The 15,982-nt window shown below is 68.8% G+C and carries 17 protein-coding genes, 1 tRNA gene and 1 pseudogene; 10 read left to right on the top strand and 9 right to left on the bottom strand.

From position 1 onward, the window contains the following. Position 1: 1 nt before the first annotated feature. From HUT19_RS15685 to HUT19_RS15670, 4 genes are read left to right on the top strand one after another with little or no spacing between them, the layout of a single operon-like run. Positions 2-187: a hypothetical protein gene (locus HUT19_RS15685; RefSeq protein WP_176181092.1), complete on the top strand. Its 186-nt coding sequence runs from the start codon at positions 2-4 to the stop codon at positions 185-187. Beyond that, positions 180-1,553: a replication initiator protein RepSA gene (repSA, locus tag HUT19_RS15680; RefSeq protein ID WP_176181091.1), complete on the top strand. Its 1,374-nt coding sequence runs from the start codon at positions 180-182 to the stop codon at positions 1,551-1,553. The genes HUT19_RS15685 and repSA overlap by 8 nt, the downstream gene beginning before the upstream one ends. Before the next feature lie 2 nt (positions 1,554-1,555). After that, positions 1,556-1,768: a helix-turn-helix domain-containing protein gene (locus HUT19_RS15675; protein WP_176186924.1), complete on the top strand. Its 213-nt coding sequence runs from the start codon at positions 1,556-1,558 to the stop codon at positions 1,766-1,768. Beyond that, positions 1,768-2,892, top strand: a complete 1,125-nt coding sequence (locus HUT19_RS15670; protein ID WP_176181090.1) for a tyrosine-type recombinase/integrase — start codon at positions 1,768-1,770, stop codon at positions 2,890-2,892. Before HUT19_RS15675 ends, HUT19_RS15670 begins: the two co-directional genes overlap by 1 nt. A 90-nt stretch (positions 2,893-2,982) precedes the next feature. Here the strand turns inward: HUT19_RS15670 and HUT19_RS15665 are convergent. From HUT19_RS15665 to HUT19_RS15645, 5 genes are all read right to left on the bottom strand, one after another. Then, positions 2,983-3,055: transfer RNA gene (locus HUT19_RS15665), tRNA-Arg, on the bottom strand. Between the two features lie 134 nt (positions 3,056-3,189). Then, positions 3,190-4,773, bottom strand: coding sequence for a hypothetical protein (locus tag HUT19_RS15660; RefSeq protein ID WP_176181089.1), 1,584 nt, complete (start codon positions 4,771-4,773; stop codon positions 3,190-3,192). Further along, a complete protein-coding gene (locus HUT19_RS15655; RefSeq protein ID WP_176181088.1) occupies positions 4,763-5,722 on the bottom strand; it encodes an integrase in 960 nt (319 codons plus the stop codon). The genes HUT19_RS15660 and HUT19_RS15655 overlap by 11 nt, the downstream gene beginning before the upstream one ends. Before the next feature lie 390 nt (positions 5,723-6,112). After that, positions 6,113-6,910, bottom strand: coding sequence for a hypothetical protein (locus HUT19_RS15650; protein WP_176181087.1), 798 nt, complete (start codon positions 6,908-6,910; stop codon positions 6,113-6,115). A 239-nt stretch (positions 6,911-7,149) separates the two neighbouring features. Next, positions 7,150-7,629, bottom strand: coding sequence for a hypothetical protein (locus HUT19_RS15645; RefSeq protein ID WP_176181086.1), 480 nt, complete (start codon positions 7,627-7,629; stop codon positions 7,150-7,152). 524 nt (positions 7,630-8,153) lie between these two features. Between HUT19_RS15645 and HUT19_RS15640 the strand changes: the two genes are divergently transcribed. Further along, a complete protein-coding gene (locus HUT19_RS15640) occupies positions 8,154-8,480 on the top strand; it encodes a helix-turn-helix domain-containing protein (protein WP_176181085.1) in 327 nt (108 codons plus the stop codon). 106 nt (positions 8,481-8,586) lie between these two features. Next, entirely contained in the window at positions 8,587-9,063 is a 477-nt protein-coding gene (locus HUT19_RS15635; protein WP_176181084.1) for a hypothetical protein, read from the top strand. A 27-nt stretch (positions 9,064-9,090) separates the two neighbouring features. Here the strand turns inward: HUT19_RS15635 and HUT19_RS15630 are convergent, their stop codons facing one another. Next, the gene (locus HUT19_RS15630) at positions 9,091-10,500 is read right to left on the bottom strand and encodes an NAD(P)-binding domain-containing protein (RefSeq protein WP_254885591.1); all 1,410 of its coding nucleotides are present in this window, start codon (positions 10,498-10,500) and stop codon (positions 9,091-9,093) included. A 288-nt stretch (positions 10,501-10,788) separates the two neighbouring features. Here HUT19_RS15630 and HUT19_RS15625 point away from each other — a divergent pair, with 288 nt between their 5' ends. The 4 genes from HUT19_RS15625 to HUT19_RS15610 all read left to right on the top strand — a co-directional run bounded on the left by HUT19_RS15625 (position 10,789) and on the right by HUT19_RS15610 (position 13,945). Next, on the top strand, positions 10,789-11,163 hold the full coding sequence (locus tag HUT19_RS15625; RefSeq protein ID WP_176181082.1) for a helix-turn-helix transcriptional regulator: 375 nt from the start codon (positions 10,789-10,791) through the stop codon (positions 11,161-11,163). Between the two features lie 25 nt (positions 11,164-11,188). Next, positions 11,189-11,698: a GNAT family N-acetyltransferase gene (locus HUT19_RS15620; RefSeq protein WP_176181081.1), complete on the top strand. Its 510-nt coding sequence runs from the start codon at positions 11,189-11,191 to the stop codon at positions 11,696-11,698. Between the two features lie 83 nt (positions 11,699-11,781). Continuing rightward, positions 11,782-12,522, top strand: a complete 741-nt coding sequence (locus HUT19_RS15615) for a TIGR02391 family protein (RefSeq protein ID WP_217712262.1) — start codon at positions 11,782-11,784, stop codon at positions 12,520-12,522. 178 nt (positions 12,523-12,700) lie between these two features. Beyond that, complete coding sequence (locus HUT19_RS15610; protein ID WP_176181080.1) at positions 12,701-13,945, top strand: HEPN/Toprim-associated domain-containing protein; 1,245 nt, start codon at positions 12,701-12,703, stop codon at positions 13,943-13,945. 317 nt (positions 13,946-14,262) lie between these two features. Here the strand turns inward: HUT19_RS15610 and HUT19_RS43020 are convergent. From HUT19_RS43020 to HUT19_RS15600, 3 genes and pseudogenes are all read right to left on the bottom strand, one after another. Then, positions 14,263-14,485: pseudogene (locus tag HUT19_RS43020) on the bottom strand (hypothetical protein); the annotation flags it as partial. A 66-nt stretch (positions 14,486-14,551) separates the two neighbouring features. Next, positions 14,552-15,646, bottom strand: coding sequence for an ACR3 family arsenite efflux transporter (gene arsB / locus HUT19_RS15605; protein ID WP_176181079.1), 1,095 nt, complete (start codon positions 15,644-15,646; stop codon positions 14,552-14,554). Continuing rightward, positions 15,643-15,957, bottom strand: coding sequence for a helix-turn-helix transcriptional regulator (locus HUT19_RS15600; protein ID WP_176181078.1), 315 nt, complete (start codon positions 15,955-15,957; stop codon positions 15,643-15,645). The genes arsB and HUT19_RS15600 overlap by 4 nt, the downstream gene beginning before the upstream one ends. Between the last annotated feature and the right edge of the window lie 25 nt (positions 15,958-15,982).

Below are 15,982 nucleotides of genomic sequence, written 5' to 3'. Positions count from 1 at the left end.
CATGGCCCATCCCCCGCACCCCGAGCCTCGCATCTGCCCGGCCTGCGACGGCTTCGCCTCCGCCGCCATCTCCCTCGGCGGGCGAGACGCCCGCGGCAATCTGCGCACCATCACCGTCCACTGCCCGACCTGCCACGGAACCGGCACTCTTCGCCCCGCCCGCACCCGGGAGGGCGCCCGTGCCTGACACGCTGCTCGACCCGACCACCCTCGGCGATCTGCTGAGGGTGGCTTCGGCCCCCGACTTCCACCGCTGGCAAGACCAGATCCACCGCACGGGCGGCTGCGCCGACCCGGTCCACCTACGCGGCTGGACCCTCACCAAAGACACGGTGACCGGGCAGACCCTGCATCACTACTCGACCGAGAACGAGCCAGGCGGACGACTCCGCATCGCCTGCGGAAATCGCCGCGCCTCACGCTGCCCGGCCTGCGCCTGGACCTACGCCGGGGACACCTACCACCTCATCCGCGCGGGGCTGGCCGGTGACGACCGCCGCGACATCCCCGCCACCGTCCGCGACCATCCCCGCATCTTCGCCACCCTCACCGCTCCCTCCTTCGGCCCCGTCCACAACCGGCCCGACACCGGCCACTGCCGCTGCGGTGCCCAGCACACCGCCGATGATCCGGCCCTCGGTACCCCCCTCGATCCCGAGACGTACGACTACGCCGGGGCAGTGCTGTTCAACAACCACGCCGGGCAGCTGTGGCAGCGCTTCACCAACCGTCTCCGCCGCGAGATAGCCGCCCGCGCCGGAATCACCCAACGCCAGCTGAAGGAGGAAGCCCGCATCTCCTATGGCAAGGTCGCCGAGTTCCAGAAGCGCGGCGCCGTCCACTTCCATGCTGTGGTCCGCCTCGATGGTCCGGATGGGCCCGAGACCCCGCCGCCGTCCTGGGCCACCGTCGGCCTGCTGACCGAGTCGATCCGCGCGGCTGCCCACCACTCGTACACGAGCGTGAGCCTCCCGGCCGCCGCTGACCACCCCGCCCGTACCTTCCGCTGGGGCACTCAGCTCGACGTGCGCCCCGTGAAGGCGTTCGGGGACGGCTCGGACATCACAGAGCAAGCCGTCGCCTCATACGTCGCCAAATACGCCACGAAGGCCGCCGAGAACACCGGCGCCCTGGACCGCCGCATTGGCGAGCTGGCCGAGCTCGACCACCACCAGGTCCCCGACCACGCTCGCCGACTCATCGAGGCGTGCAAGTTGCTCGATCCGCTCTACCCGGATCGGCGGCTGTGGGCCTGGGCTCACATGCTCGGCTTCCGCGGCCACTTCTCCACCAAGTCCCGCCGCTACTCCACCACCCTCGGCACCCTCCGCCAGGCCCGCGCCGACTACCGCGCCGCCCAGGAACGCGACGCCCTCGGCCTCGAAGCCACCGAGCCGGACACCGTGCTCGTTCTCGCCGACTGGCAGTACGCCGGACATGGTCACACCCCCGGCGAATCCGCTCTCGCCGCCACCATCGCCCGGGACCTCCGGCTCAACCGCGAAACCGCCCGCGAAGCACTCGCCAACTTGCCTGATGAGGGGGAGTGGTGACCATGGCGGATCCTTTGCTCGACGTGAAGGAGGTTGCCGAACGACTCGGTACGACTGTGCGCTTCCCCCGGCGACTGGTCGAGGAACGCCGGATTGAGTACGTCAAGGTTGGTCGCCACGTGCGCATCCGGGAAAGTGTGGTCGCCGAGTACATCGCCGAGCACACCGTGCATCCGGTGACTGTTCGTCCTGGCGTGCTCAGGAGGGTTGCCTGATGGCGAACAATCAGGGCAGGCGTCGCCGGTTCGGCTCGGTTCGGCAACTCAAGTCCGGTCGCTGGCAGGCTCGGTACCGTGATCCGGCCACTGGGCAGCTCCGCAGTGCCGAGGACATGTACGCCACCAAGACGGATGCCGAAGTGGCCCTGACCCACATCGAGGCGGACATCACTCGTGGCCAGTGGGCTGACCCCGAGGCGGGCAAGGTCCACTTCGGCGAGTACGCCACTGCGTGGCTCAAGGACCGCAAGCTCGCTGCCCGTTCGCGAGAACGTCATGAGTCGGTGATCCGGCTGCATCTGCTGCCGACCTTCGGTGATCGGTCGCTGTCCTCGATCACGACGGCTCAGGTTCGGGCCTGGCGTACGGCGTGCCTCACGCGGACCGGTGAGCCGACTGTGGTCAAGGCGTACCAGATCCTTCGGGCGATCCTGAACACGGCTGTTGATGATGAGCTGATCCGTCGCAACCCGTGCCGGATCAAGGGTGCCGATCGCTATGACGTGCCAGAGCGGCCGGTTCTCACCGTGGCCGAGGTGTTCGCCGTGGCTGACGCGATCCCGTCGCGCTACCGGCTGCTCGTCCTCCTGGCTGCCTTCACCGGGCTGCGCTTCGGGGAGCTGGCTTCACTTCGCCGACGGGACGTCGACACCGAGAATGCCGCGCTGATGGTCCGGCGCTCACAAGCCGAGATGCAGACGGGAGCTCTCTTCGACAAGGCGCCCAAGTCCGATGCCGGGGTTCGGCCGGTGGCCTTCCCGACCGAACTCCTGCCGGACGTGAAGCGCCACCTCGACGGGTACGCCGGACTTGGCCGTGATGGTCACGTCTTCCAGGGTCCCCAGGGCGGTCGGCTGCGGCGGAGCAACTTCCGGGACGACTGGATCAATGCGCGGACCAAGGCGGGCGTCACGGGAGGCGTGCACTTCCACGATCTTCGGCACACCGGGAATACCCTCGCCGCGTCTGGCGCGAGCCTGCGTGAGCTGATGACCAGGATGGGCCACAGCACGCCTCGGGCGGCGCTGATCTATCAGCACATGGTCAATGGCCGTGATCGTGAGATCGCCGATCGGCTCGGTTCGATGATCCGCGAGACGCGGGGTGATGTGGACTCTTAGTGGACTTTGTGGCACGTGCGTGGCACGGCCGTGATCATACGAAAGGGCCAGTTCGAGAGGATCAAGCCTCTGAACTGGCCCTTAGTCGTGTGCCCCCGGCAGGATTCGAACCTGCGACACCCGCTTTAGGAGAGCGGTGCTCTATCCCCTGAGCTACGGAGGCCGGGCCTTGCGTGAAACGTGGATGAATACTCTGAGTGATTATTCGTCCCGTCTCAGCAAGAGGGACCGCCGCTAGCGGCGGTCCCAGACAGAGTAGCGGATGAGGTCAGGGTGTGGTTGGTGCCCCGGATCAGTTCATGATCGTGGGGGCTTTCGGCGGTCGCTGCTGGGGTCTGTTGTCTCGGTGTGGGCGTCGGAGTAGGTGGGGTCTTCTTGGTAGCGGGCGGCGCTGGTGGCGTTCTGGGCGAGGAGGAAGCCGAGGACGACGAGGCTTTGGGCTTGGGCGCCGAAGGCGATCATGCGGCGGTTCCATAGGGAGCGGTCGAGTTGGGAGAAGCCGGCTTCGGTGTCTTCGCGGCCGCCGTAGAGGGATTGGTGGACGGCGGTGTTGTCGGGGATCTGGAGGAGGTGCTCGGCGCGGTGGAAGCCGGTTTCGGTGTCGCTTTGGCCTCGGTTGTGTTCTGCGGGGGTGCTGGTGATGCCGACGGATTCGCGGTGTTGGTGGGGGCCGCGGGGGCAGGGGATGTCGAGCAGGTGGTACCAGCGGTGGGTGTGGGGGCTGGCTCGGCGTTCGAGTTTGTCGACGGGCAGGGGGATGAGGGCGCTGGTGCCGTCGTCGAGGGGGGCGCGTTCGTGGACGCGGCCGCTGTTGGACCACAGTTCGTGGCGGCAGTGGTCGAAGGCGAGGGTGCGGATGTAGCGGGGGATGGTGCCTTTGTGTTGTTTGTTGATCAGTAGGCGGCCGCGGCGGGCGATGACGTCGCGGTGCATCCCGCGCAGGGCGCCGTCGTAGAGGACGCCCATGCAGCCGTCGGCGGCGTCGATGATGGCGCAGGCGAGGTCGAGGGCGACGGCGCCTTCGCCGCTGGGGTGGTTGTGGGGGACGTGGGCGTAGCGGAGGAAGACGCGGCGGAAGTAGCCGCGGTGGCGGGTGGAGAAGACGACGAACTTGGTGCCGAGGACCATCGCCCCCTCGGTGTTGTTCGCGGTGTCGGTGTCGGTGTCGGTGTCGGTGTCGGTGGCTGTGCTGGGCGGTTGGGTCTGCGGGGGTGTGCCGTTGCGGTCGGTGCGGCCTTCTTTCTGCCAGGAGGAGGCGGGGTCGACGCGGTGGCGGCGGATTTCGCCGGTGGTGGGGTCGACGCTGTAGGGGGTGGTGGCCAGGGTGGGGGACTTGGCGACGGTGCCGTCGCCTGCGATGAGTTGGTGGCGTTGCGGGCTGCTCCAGGTGCGTCGTTGGCCCGCGGGCAACAGGCCCTGGCGCAGGGCCTGGGCGAGGGCGAGGTCGGCGAAGGTTTCGCTGAGTTCTTCCAGACGGGGGATGAGGAGGGTGCGCTGGGCGTGCTGCCACTGGTGGCGGGAGGGCCCCGCATCGGGTAGGCGGGCGGCCTCGTCGGCGCCCAGGTGGTGGGCGACGCCAGCTCGGATGGCCGCCCACACGCTGGGGTCTTGGAGGTCGCCGGCGCAGTAGCGGGCGGAGCCGTGGATGCCGCGCAGGGCGAGGAAGAGGAGGTAGAGGTAGGGCGGGTAGTGGGGCGGACGTCCGCGGCGGGGGCCGGGATCGGGGGTAAGGGTCTCGGCGAGGATGTAGAGGTCTTCGAAGTGGGCCACATCGGTGATGCGTTGGGAGATGGTGCGCAGGTCGGTCTCGCCGGCGCGGCGGCGTGCGGTCTTGGTGCGGGCCGCGCGGGGTACGCGGTCGCCGAAGAGGTCATCGGGCATTGCTGTGGCCCCCGTTCGGTGTCGTGTGGTAGGTGGTGGGGGCCTGCCACTGGTGGCCGATGAGGGCGGCGGTGCTGTCGAGGGAGGCCATGCCCAGGCGTCGGGCTGCGACCTCGATCCGGCCGGTGGCGGTGAAGGTCTCCCAGCCCGCGTACGCGGTGATCGAGGCGGGGCGGATAGCCGTGTCGGCGCCGAGGCCGATGCGTTTGAGGACATCGCGCAGGGCGACGCAGACCCGGGCCTGGACCTGTTCGTCGGTGCCGTTGCGTGGGGAGACGGCCAGCCGCAGCCGGTGCCGGGCCGTGTCGGGCGGGGCCGTGGTGCGGATGTGGTGGGCGCGGGCTGCCACCACCTGAGCACCCCAGGCGTCCAGCAGACACCAGCGCGGCCGGGTCTTGGCCGAGCCGTGCATCCACACCCGCGCGCAGACCAGATCCAGGTGGTGGGGGCCGATGTGGCCGATCTCGCCGCTGAAACCGCCGGCCAGGGCCAGGGCTACCGCAGCGGCGTGACGGGTGGGGTGGCCGGTGAACTGGGCTGCGCGGCGCAGCTCGACCGCCTCGGCCTCGTCCAGCGGGCGGGTGGCCCCGCACAGGCGCGGGGGCAGGTCGATGTCGCGGGTCGGATCGGAGTCGGTCAGGGCCAGTCGGCGGGCGGTGGTGAAGCACATCCGCAGCACGCTGCGGCGCAGATGCCGGGTGGACAGCGACGCGGGGGCGATGTGCCGGTGACGGGTACGGCCGTGCGCGTCGATGAACTGCGCGGCCAGGGCGGCATCGGCCTCGGCGAGTAGCACCGCGCCGCGGGCCGCGGCGAACGCTTCGAAGCGGCGCAGCAGCTGGCCGAACCGGCTCAACGTCTGCTCGGACATCTCGCCACGCCTGACCAGGTCCTGCCAGGCGGTCAAGACGGCCACGACGGCGACGGCGAGCGGGACCTCAGCGGCCATACGACGCCGCCAAGACGGCCATCCAGCGGCGTGGCCGGGATGATGAGGGCAGGGGACGTGGGACGGGCATGCGGCAACCTCCACACAATTGGTGCAAACATGCACCACGGTGGGGAGGGTGCGGGAATCCGGCAACCGCAGCGGGCCACACCGGTGACGGGGGCACCCGTTCGGGCTACGAGCTGATGTGCCGCTATGAACCAGGTCAAACTGGGCGGGTGCGCATGGGCGCTGGCTCCCTTCGATGGTGGGCTGACATGCTGTTCGTCAGGGGGTGGATGGCGAGGGGATCGAACCCTCCGCAGGCGGGGTCCAGAGCCGGCCGCGAGCACCAGCCGCCACCCTGGCAGGGCGCCGGTCCGCCATGGGTCGGCGCTCTGCCTGTACGGGTCAGGCGGTCGGCGCCAGGGCGCCGCGCAGGGTCTGCAGGATGCCTTCGAGGAAGGCCGTGTAGCGGGTGTCGGGCAGGTCCTGGATCTCCCGACGGGACATCCCCAGCAGCACAACGGAGTCGGCGACATTGCGGGGACCGGTGTCCTCGCCGTCAGCGGCGCGGTCCTGGCCCTGCGCCCTGTCCTGCTGCCTCTTCGGGTCCGGCGTCTCGCTCTCCGGGTCCGGGCCCGGGTCCTGCGGGGGTGCGGGGGCATCCGGGGCGCGCAGACGGGCCTCGAGCCGCTGCGGGTCACGCTCCACGATCAACGCGATGTCCAGCCACTCGACCATGTACTGACCGCGCATCGCCACCCCGGGCAGGCCGTCACGCAGCAGGCGGGCCAGCTCTTCCTGCGGCAGAGGGCCGCCGGCCAGATGGGCGGCCGCTGCCGCCGCCGACCAGTGCGCCCCGAGAAGCGGACGCAGCACCAGCCGCGCCTGCGCCCGGTCACGCCGCCACGCCTGGGCGAACGCCCGCCCGCGCCCGGTGATCGCGTACTGACCCCGTCCGGCCTCGGCCAGCCCCACGTCCGCAAGGAACGTCATGCAGTCCCCGACCGTGGCCGCGCCGAGGCCGAGATACTCCGCCAGTGCCGCCCGCTGCACCGGGGCGGCGCCGGTATCGAGGTCGGCGAGCCCGATGAGGATGTTGATCTGCTGGCAGGGGTTCGCCCGGTAGCTGGGCAGCGTCCGGCGCGGAGCTGAAGATGAGGAAGCAGTGCTCCGCTGGCTCCTTCGGCGGCGTTTTGCGGTCATGAAAGGGTCCGCGTTACGGCCGGTGCCGGAATCTGTCCGGCGAGAGGAAGAAAAAGACATGTTGAGCCCAATTCCCGGCCCCTTGGGGCCGAATTCCTGCGGGCTCTCGCATTCGCGCCGAAAGGCGCATAGAATCATCGTGATGCGTGAGCCCAGATAACCGCGTGTCCTCGTGCCGCCGACTCTTCCTCGGCGGCACGTTCGCGTTGTGCGGGCCATTTCTGGCGCGGCGGCCTCCTCTACTGATCACCGCCCGCTGCGGGCACCGGCACGTAGAGGGAGCCTTCGACCAGGACCAGCGTCCTCTTGGTGACCATACGGTTCAACTCCCGCCGCAGACTGGCGGGTTTGATGTCCGGGCGTGCGGACTTCATGTGCCGGACGATCTCTGCGCGGGCAGCGCGCCGGCGCGGGCGGAGGAAGGCCAGCACCTCCTGGGCGATCGTCGGCGTCCGCCCCGCCGGGTCGGCCACGGTGCGGGCCCCGCGCGGTTCCTCGCCCCGGTCGTGTGCGGCGGTGTGCAGCAGTTCCTCTGCGCCGTGCACGACGCGCTGGGAGACCCCAGCCCGTGCGCTCGCAGAGTCGAACCCGGAGCGGGCGGCGGCCAGTTCCGCCTCCGCCCGGGCGAGGCGGTCCTTCGCCGCGGACAGCTGCCTCGCATCGTGTGCGGCCAAAGACCTCAGTTCGGCGAGGACAGCCAGTGCCCGATGCGACTTCATGGAAGAACCTCCCCCCGGATATCCCGGCTCCGGCGAATCACTGATGAGCGTATCCAGTGACTTCTCAGTCCAGTAGATCTTCTCCCGGAAATGCCCCCTCAGTGTCACAGTCGGCCAGGTGAAACCGCATCGAACGCAATCCGAAAAAGAACAGGCAGTGCCGCACGGCGGAACAGCATTCCGCCTCTCACCTGCCTTTTCTTCCGGTGACCTCAGTTACTCACCGTCAGTGTGACGCGAGCCGGAAACGCAGGGGGCGCACGGGAGTGAAACGGCGCTCGCGTAAAGGCGGGCAATCCCGGGCGGAATCCTGCACATGCACAAAGCCCCGCGAGCCCGTGCGGCAGGAGGGGAAAGAGGGCGGCGCGGGACGCCGGGGCGTGGACCACATTGCGCCGATGCATTGAAGGGTGTCGATACAAGCTCCCGAAATGGTGTATGTATGCACCAGGGTCTCTGGTGGATGGCTGCCGGGAAACGAGAAGGAGGGTCGGCGGATGACGGGTGCGTGGGATGATCCGGGCATGCCCCGGAGCAGTAACGACAAGGTGCCGCGCGACTATGTCGTCGACGACGCCTGGCCGCATGCCGCTCTCGCGCCCGACGCCCCCGTCAGTGCCCACTACGGCCAGGCACTCGCCCGCAACTTGGGAAACGCCCTCACCGTCAGCGGATACAGCCTGCGGACACTCGCTGAGGTGACGGGGGTCAACCACTCCACCATCAGCCGTGTCATCAACGGCAAAGTGATGCCGGACCTGGGCACCCTGGCCCGGCTGGAGGCCGCCTTCGGCTTCCAGGTCTGGCCCGGCCCAGGGGCATTGCCGGCGCCCTCGTCATCCTCCGGTTGAGGGTGCGGGTCTCTTCCTCTGTGGTTGGGCGCAGGGCGGGGTGCCGGATCGCCCGCCTGCCCGTCCGGGCGCGCGCGGCATCGCATTCGCCCCTACGCTCACGGGCATGTGCATGTATGCACCGCCCTGGGGTGATGTCCTCCTGGTCTGCTTCGACCGGCGCCACCAGGTTGCCCTGTTCCCTCCCGGGCCCTCGGAAACCGGCCGATCCTGGGCCCTGCCCGCCGTGCAGCGCAGGCCGGCTGAGCCCTACCGGCGGGCCGCGCAGCGTCTTGCGTGCGCGATGGCCCCGCCGGGGGGCATCCGCCTGGGGGCGGTCACCGGCCGCATCCGGCCCACCGCCCCCGGCACCTGGCCACGGCGGCGGCAGGGTGAGCGCCGCATCTTCACCGCACATCTCACCGCACGAGGCGCTGTGCACGACACCGCGGTGGCCCTTGTATGGCTTCCGTACGCCCGCGTTGCCGAGCGGGTCGGGGGCGTAGGGGCCGCGGATCTGGACCTGTTCCTCAAGGGGTACGTGGGCGGCTGGATCCCGGACGGCTGGATCACTCTGGAGTGGCACGTCGGCCAGGAGGTCTGAGGTCCGTCGGCATGGTCTTCAGGCCGGTCACGAGCCGCAGCAGCCACCGCCGGCCGGACCCTCTTGGGCCGGGCCCTGCGTCGTGGCCGGGGCAGCGAACTGGATGAGCTGCGGCTCCGGTGCCGCGCAGCAGCCGCCGCCGTCGGTCTGCTGGCCGTCGGGGGTGTCGAACAGTCCGGCGCCCCCGCACACCCCGGTCTCGGGAAGAGTGAGTTCGACGCGGTCGGCGGCTTCGGTGTCGCCCGCGATGGCGGCGGCGACGGAGCGGACCTGTTCGTAGCCGGTCATGGCCAGGAAGGTCGGAGCGCGGCCGTAGGACTTCATGCCGACCAGGTAGATGCCGTGCTCGGGGTGGGAGAGTTCGCGGTGGCCGTGGGGGTAGACGGTGCCGCAGGAGTGCTGGTTGGGGTCGATGAGCGGGGCGAGCGCGACGGGCACCTGGAGGCGCTCGTCCAGGCCGAGGCGGATCTCGGACAGGAAGGTGAGGTCCGGGCGGAAGCCGGTCAGCACGATCACCTCGTCCACCGGATCCAGACGGCGCCCGTCCTCAGCCACCAGCGTCAGGCGGCCGTCGCTGCCGCGCTCGATCGCTTCGGTGCGGAACCCGGTGACCGCATCGGCGTGCCCCTCGTCGACGGCGGCCTTCGCCGCCAGGCCCAGAGCGCCGCGGGCGGGCAACTGATCGGCGGCGCCGCCCCCGAAAGTGGACCCGGAGATGCCCCGGCGCAGGATCCACACAGCCTTGGCGCCGTTGCCGTCGCCGCTCTTGGCGAGGTCTGCGAGGTATGCCAGGGCGGTGAAAGCGGAGGCGCCCGAGCCGATCACCGCCGTGCGCTTGCCCGCGTAGCGGGCACGGACGGCGGGGTCCTTGAGGTCGGGAACCCGGTAGGTGATCCGGTCCACGGCGGCCTTCTCGCCAAGTGCCGCAAGGCCGCTGCCACCGGCGGGGCCGGGAAGGGCCCAGGTGCCGGAGGCGTCGATCACGGCGCGGGCGAAAACCCGCTCCTCGCCGCCGTCGGCAAGGCTGATGTGGACCACGAAGGGCTGCATCTGGCGGTCTGCGTCCACGATCCGGTCCCGGCCGGCCCGGGAGACGCCTGTCACGGCGGCGCCGTACCGCACCCTGTCGCCGAGGACATCGGCCAGGGGCTTGAGGTACTGCTCGGCCCAGTCACCACCGGACGGATAGGCGGCGGCCTCCGGCCGCACCCAGCCGGTCGGGGCCAGCAGCTTCTCGGCAGCCGGGTCGGTGACCTCGCCCCAGGGGGAGAACAGCCGCACGTGCGACCACTCGCGCACCGCGGCTCCGGCGGCCGGTCCGGCCTCCAAAACCAGGGGCTCGATGTCCTGGTCGATCAGGTGGGCGGCGGCGGCCAAGCCGATCGGCCCGGCTCCGATCACGACAACGGGCAGCTTCGCAGCGGCGGGCACGGTCACGGCGACTCCTCGCGTATTTCGACATCCGTCGATGGCTTCCGCCACCAGCATGCGCACTGATTCGACAAACGTCAACATAGACGTTTGTCGAATCAATGGGTGGAGTAGTGCGTCGCCGTCGCGGCGAGTCGGCGGCAGCCAGTGCGGACTGGCCGCCGCGCGCGCCCTGCGGAGGCAGCTCTGGGGCCGGTGGAGGTGGAGAACCTCCGGCCAGATGGCCGGGCCCCGGCTGCAGCCCGAGGTCATCGGCCCCTGCCTGCCTGATTCGATGTGTGTCAACATAGACGCATGTCGAACGCGCAAGCGATGCCGCAGCTCGATACGGAAACCGGCCCGGTGGTAGCGCCATGCTGCCCGCCGCTGGCCGAGCGCCCCTTCACCGCCGAGGAGGCCGAGACAGCCGCGCCGATGTTCAAGGCGCTCGGCGACCCCGTCCGGCTGCGGCTGTTCTCCGCCATCGCCTCGCACGAGGGCGGCGAGGCATGCGTGTGCGACATCTCCGACGTCGGCGTTTCCCAGCCGACCGTCTCCCATCACCTGAAGAAGCTCAAGGAGACCGGGCTGCTGACCTCCCAGCGGCGCGGAACCTGGGTGTACTACCGGGTCGAGCCCTCCGTGCTTGCGGCCATGGGCCAGCTGATCGCATCGCCGGCTACTGCCTGACGGAAGCGGAATCAACGGGGGAGCGATGAGCAACGGGGCTGTGGGTCCGCTGATCGTGCCGCTGACGGCACAGCACGCCGAGCAGGTGCTGGCGACCTACCAGCCGGGCATCGACGAAGGCAACGCAGCCTTCGAGACCACCGCCCCCGCCTGGGACACCTTCGACGCGGCCAAACTCCCCGGCCACCGCTTCGCCGCGCTCGACGCGAGCGGAGCGGTCCTCGGCTGGATCGCGGCCACCAAGGCCTCCAGCCGCTGCGCCGATGCCGGCGTGAGCGAGCACGCGGTGTACGTCGACCCCGGCGCCCGTGGACGTGGCATCGCCTCCGCGCTGCTCAAGGCACTCATCGACTCCACCGAGGCGGCAGGGATCTGGACCATCCAGTCCGGCACCTTCCCCGAGAACACCACCAGCCTCGCCGTGCGCCAGCGTGCCGGGTTCCGGATTATCGGCACCCGCGAACGCATCGGCCGCCACCACGGCACATGGCGCGACGTGCTGCTCATCGAACGGCGCAGCCCGGCTATCGTCTGACGTCCACCCGCCGTATCCGTGATCCGCCAGGGGGCGCGGGAAAGGAGCAGTGTGATGTCGGTGCTGACGGGGATGATGCTCTGATGGGCATCGACATTGACTGGGCCCGCGAACAGCTCACGGGTTTCCTGGAACTGACGGAGCTGTACCGGCCGCCCGACCCTCCCGGGACCACCAACTTGAGCAGTAGTCGGGCGAACCGTGGCACGCAGGACGAGATCGTCGCCAGCGCACAGGTGGTGGAGCGGATCCTGGACCGTGTGCTGCCACGGTGGCGGACGGAAGTCCCCAGCGAGCGCAACAAGCGGGTCAATCGTTGGTGCCAGCACCGCGAGGCGGTCCAGCGGGCTGATGTCGTCCTTGTGCGTGACACGGAGATCAGGGAACGCCTCGGTGATGACGCGCCCCAGATCAGTGCCGCCATGATGCATCCGTGGGTGTGGGATGGGGCGCGGTCGTTGTGGCAGAGCGGCCACTTCCGCGAAGCGGTCACCGCGGCCGCCAGGAAAGTCAACGCCGAGACGCAGAACAAGGTCGTACGCCGCGACGTGAGCGAGACCAACCTCTTCAAGAGCGTCTTCTCCCAGGACCCGCCCAAGCCCGGCCAGCCCCGGCTGCGGATCACGGCCGATGACGGCAGCGACACCTTCCGCAGCCTTCACCGCGGCGCCATGTCCTTCGCCGATGGGTGTTACGCGGGGATCCGCAATCCCAACAGCCACGAGGACGGCTTGCCCGAGCTGCCGGAACACCAGGCGCTGGAGCAGCTGGCGGCCTTCAGTGTCCTGGCCCGCTGGGTGGATTCCGCCACGGTGGAGCTGTGAGCCAGGCGGCAGGGTGTTCTGTGCAGCGTAGATCCAGAAGTCCTTACGTCTCGGGTGGTGTTGCCGTTGGTCTTCGCTCTTCTCCGGAGCCCAGGCATCCTGCTGACGACGATGTTCCCCGCCCACAGCCCATGGAATTTGAGCCACGACGAAGTGGCGAGGATGGGAGCCTTGCTGGATGGGGCATTACTCATATCTCGTAGTCGGGGACTGTCAGTTCTTCTACTTCCGCAACCACTACGACGAGCAGCTGGCGGCACTATTCGACGAGGCTGAACGAGAGTGTGTCGCTCCGAATGAAGCGACGGGCGAGGGAAAGTTCGGGTACTTCACCACCGCCCACGCGCTGCGGCAGCGTCTGGACGTGCAAGGCTTCACCTCGCGGCGGGCGCAGGCCGACCTGGCGGAGGGTCTCTTGCAGTGGCGCAAGAGCTACGAAGACGAACGGGAGGAAGCGGCGAAGGACGAGTGGGTGAGGGAGCCTCGAACCCGGGAACCACGTGAGTCCGCTGATCTGCTGGCGGGCATCGGGAGAGCGGTCAGACCACACAGGAAGTCTTTCGAAACGATCGGGGAGTACCTCCAGTACGAAAATCAGTTCGTGGAGACCGTTCAAGACGTCGACGAGCTCCGCGGCATTGTTGAGGTTCGCAGCCTGATACGACTGCTTCTGGACCAGGCCCCCGACGAGACACGAGTTGGGCTGGATCTCAGCGAGTTGACCGGATGCTGCGTCCATATGGACCCAGTCCAGCCCGTTGCGGGACCGACGCGCATGCGGCAACTCGCATCCCTGCCGGCTGATGCTCCGCTGATTGTGCTGACTGAGGGAAGCACCGATTCCAGATTGCTCACTCAGGCCATGCAGACCACCCATCCGCACCTCGTGGGGTTCGTACGCTTCATCGACTACTCCGGAACGGACGCGCAGGGCAGCGCCGGCGCGCTTGTGGTGATGGTGTCTGCGTTCATTGCGGCCGGCGTCGCCAACCGCTTCGTGGCTATCGCCGACAATGACACTGCTGCACACATAGCCCTTGCCAAGCTCAAGAGCCGAAAGCTGCCAGAAGGGTGCCAGGTTCTGCACTATCCGGATCTGCCCATGTTGGCCAGCTACCCCACCATCGGTCCGTCGTCCTCAGTGGTGTCACTGACCAATCTGAACGGCGTGGCCGGTTCCCTGGAGATGTATCTCGGCGAGGACGTCCTGACTTTCGGCGGCTCGTTGGCACCAGTCCACCTGCAGAACTACGGGCCCACGGTGCAACGCCCCCACGGTGCCCTCTCGAAGCAGCACAAGAGGCTGGTGCAGAAGGCCTTCCAGAAGAAGGTCAGGGCTGCCCAACGGGGGCAGCGGAGCGACTTCGCTGACTGGAGCGGCGTGCACGCCATTGTCGAGAGGATCGTCCACGCCTTCGACTGAGACTCACCAGACAAGGCTGCGGCCGTACCTGGTCCTTAAGGTTCGAAGGCTCCTTCACGTGATCCTTTCTCTCGGGCGGCCATTCTGGCATTTCTGGCCCGGTCCCCGCGGCCGTCGCGGCACACCGCGGACTTCCCCGCCTGGCTCGATGACGGCTGCGGCTTGGTCGTGGAGGTCTGTTCCGACGACAGGAGTGAGCCGGAGGATGCGGAGGCGTTCGCGGCAACCACGCGGGCCTGTGACCTCCACCGGATGGTCGTTCCCGCGAGTGGAGGCGATCCCCGTGGGGGGAGAGATGCGCGCCCGCCCTTCGGCTCCGGGGCCACCCACGCGGCGATCTTCGATGACAGGCGACACACAGCCGCGCGGTCTCGAAGGCGCCGTCGCGCGTCTGGACGGCACCCTGGATGGTGCCCCAGAGCTGCGAGGCGAGCGCCTTCATCCCGGCGTCGCTGAGCAGATCATGGGGAGTCGGCTGGCCAGCAGCAGGTCCGTAACCTGGCGCTGCCCCCGACTGGCGGCGTGGAAGAGCGCAGTGACACGAGGACGCTGAAGGCCCGTTGGTACCCAAGGGACAACCGATCTCCAGCCTTGATGCGGCACCGATCAGGGCGCGACAGGCGCCCTAAACTTCCGTCGCCAGGCCAGCGAGACGTACACCAGCGCCACCAGCACCGGGACCTCGATCAGCGGGCCGACGACACCGGACAGGGCCTGGCCGGAGGTGACGCCGAAGGTAGTTATGGCGACCGCGATGGCCAGCTCGAAGTTGTTCCCGGCTGCGGTGAAGGCCAGGGTGGCGGTGCGGTCGTAGGCCAGGCCGATCGCCTTGCCGAGGACGAAGGTGCCGAACCAGATCAGCGCGAAGTACACCAGCAGCGGCACTGCGATCCGTGCGACGTCCAGCGGCTGTGAGGTGATCGTCTTTCCCTGCAGGGCGAAGAGGATGACGATCGTGAACAGCAGGCCGTAGAGGGCGAACGGGCCGATCTTCGGCAGGAAGCCGTTCTCGTACCGCTCACGCCCGAGCTTGCTCTCGCCGATGCGGCGGGTCAAAAACCCGGCGAGCAGCGGGATTCCGAGGAAGATGACCACGTTCAGGGCGATCTTCCACATCGAGATGTCCAGGTGCTGGCCGTCACCCAGGCCGAGCCAGCCGGGCAGCAGGCCGAGGTAGAACCAGCCGAGCACGCCGAACGCGAGGACCTGAAAGACCGAGTTCAAAGCGACCAGGACCGCGGCGGCTTCCCGGTCGCCGCAGGCCAGGTCGTTCCAGATGATGACCATGGCAATGCAGCGGGCCAAGCCGACGATGATCAGGCCGGTGCGGTACTCGGGCAGGTCGGACAGGAAGATCCACGCGAGCGCGAACATCACTGCCGGACCGAGGATCCAGTTGATGACCAGTGAGGAGATCATGAGCGGCTTGTCGCCGGTGACGGCGTCGAGCTTGTCGTAGCGGACCTTGGCCAGGACCGGATACATCATGATCAGCAGGCCGAGCGCGATCGGCAGGGAGATCCCACCGATCTCCACCTTCGCCAGGGCGTCGTTCAAGCCGGGGACCAGCCGGCCGAGCCCCAGGCCGAGGGCCATCGCGGCCAGGATCCATACGGCGAGGTAGCGGTCGAGGGTGGAGAGCTTGGCGACGACTGAGGACTCCTCGGCCGTCGCGGTCGCGGGGGTGTCGGTGCGGGTCACGGGCAGGCCCTCTTGGTCTCGGCGGCGGCGGTGGCGCGGGCGGTCGCGGCGAGCTTGGTGAACTGGTCTGCCAGGGACTCGATGATGTCGGGCCTGAGCCGGTAGTAGACGTACCGGCCACACGGCTCGGTCTCCACCACCCCGGCATCCCGCAGCACCTTCAGGTGGTTGGACAGGTTCGTCTGGCGGGCGCCGGTCTCCTCCACCAGGTGTGTGGTGCACAGCGTCTCGCGGGCCAGCAGGTTCACGATCTGGAGCCTGAGCGGGTCGGCCAGCACCCGGATCAGGTCAGTGTCGACTGACGTCAGCATGGGCTGATACTCTCACATCACTCGA

Origin of the sequence: Streptomyces sp. NA02950, assembly GCF_013364155.1 — a bacterium.
Lineage (GTDB): Bacteria > Actinomycetota > Actinomycetes > Streptomycetales > Streptomycetaceae > Streptomyces.
This window is presented reverse-complemented; position numbering and strand designations above follow the sequence as displayed.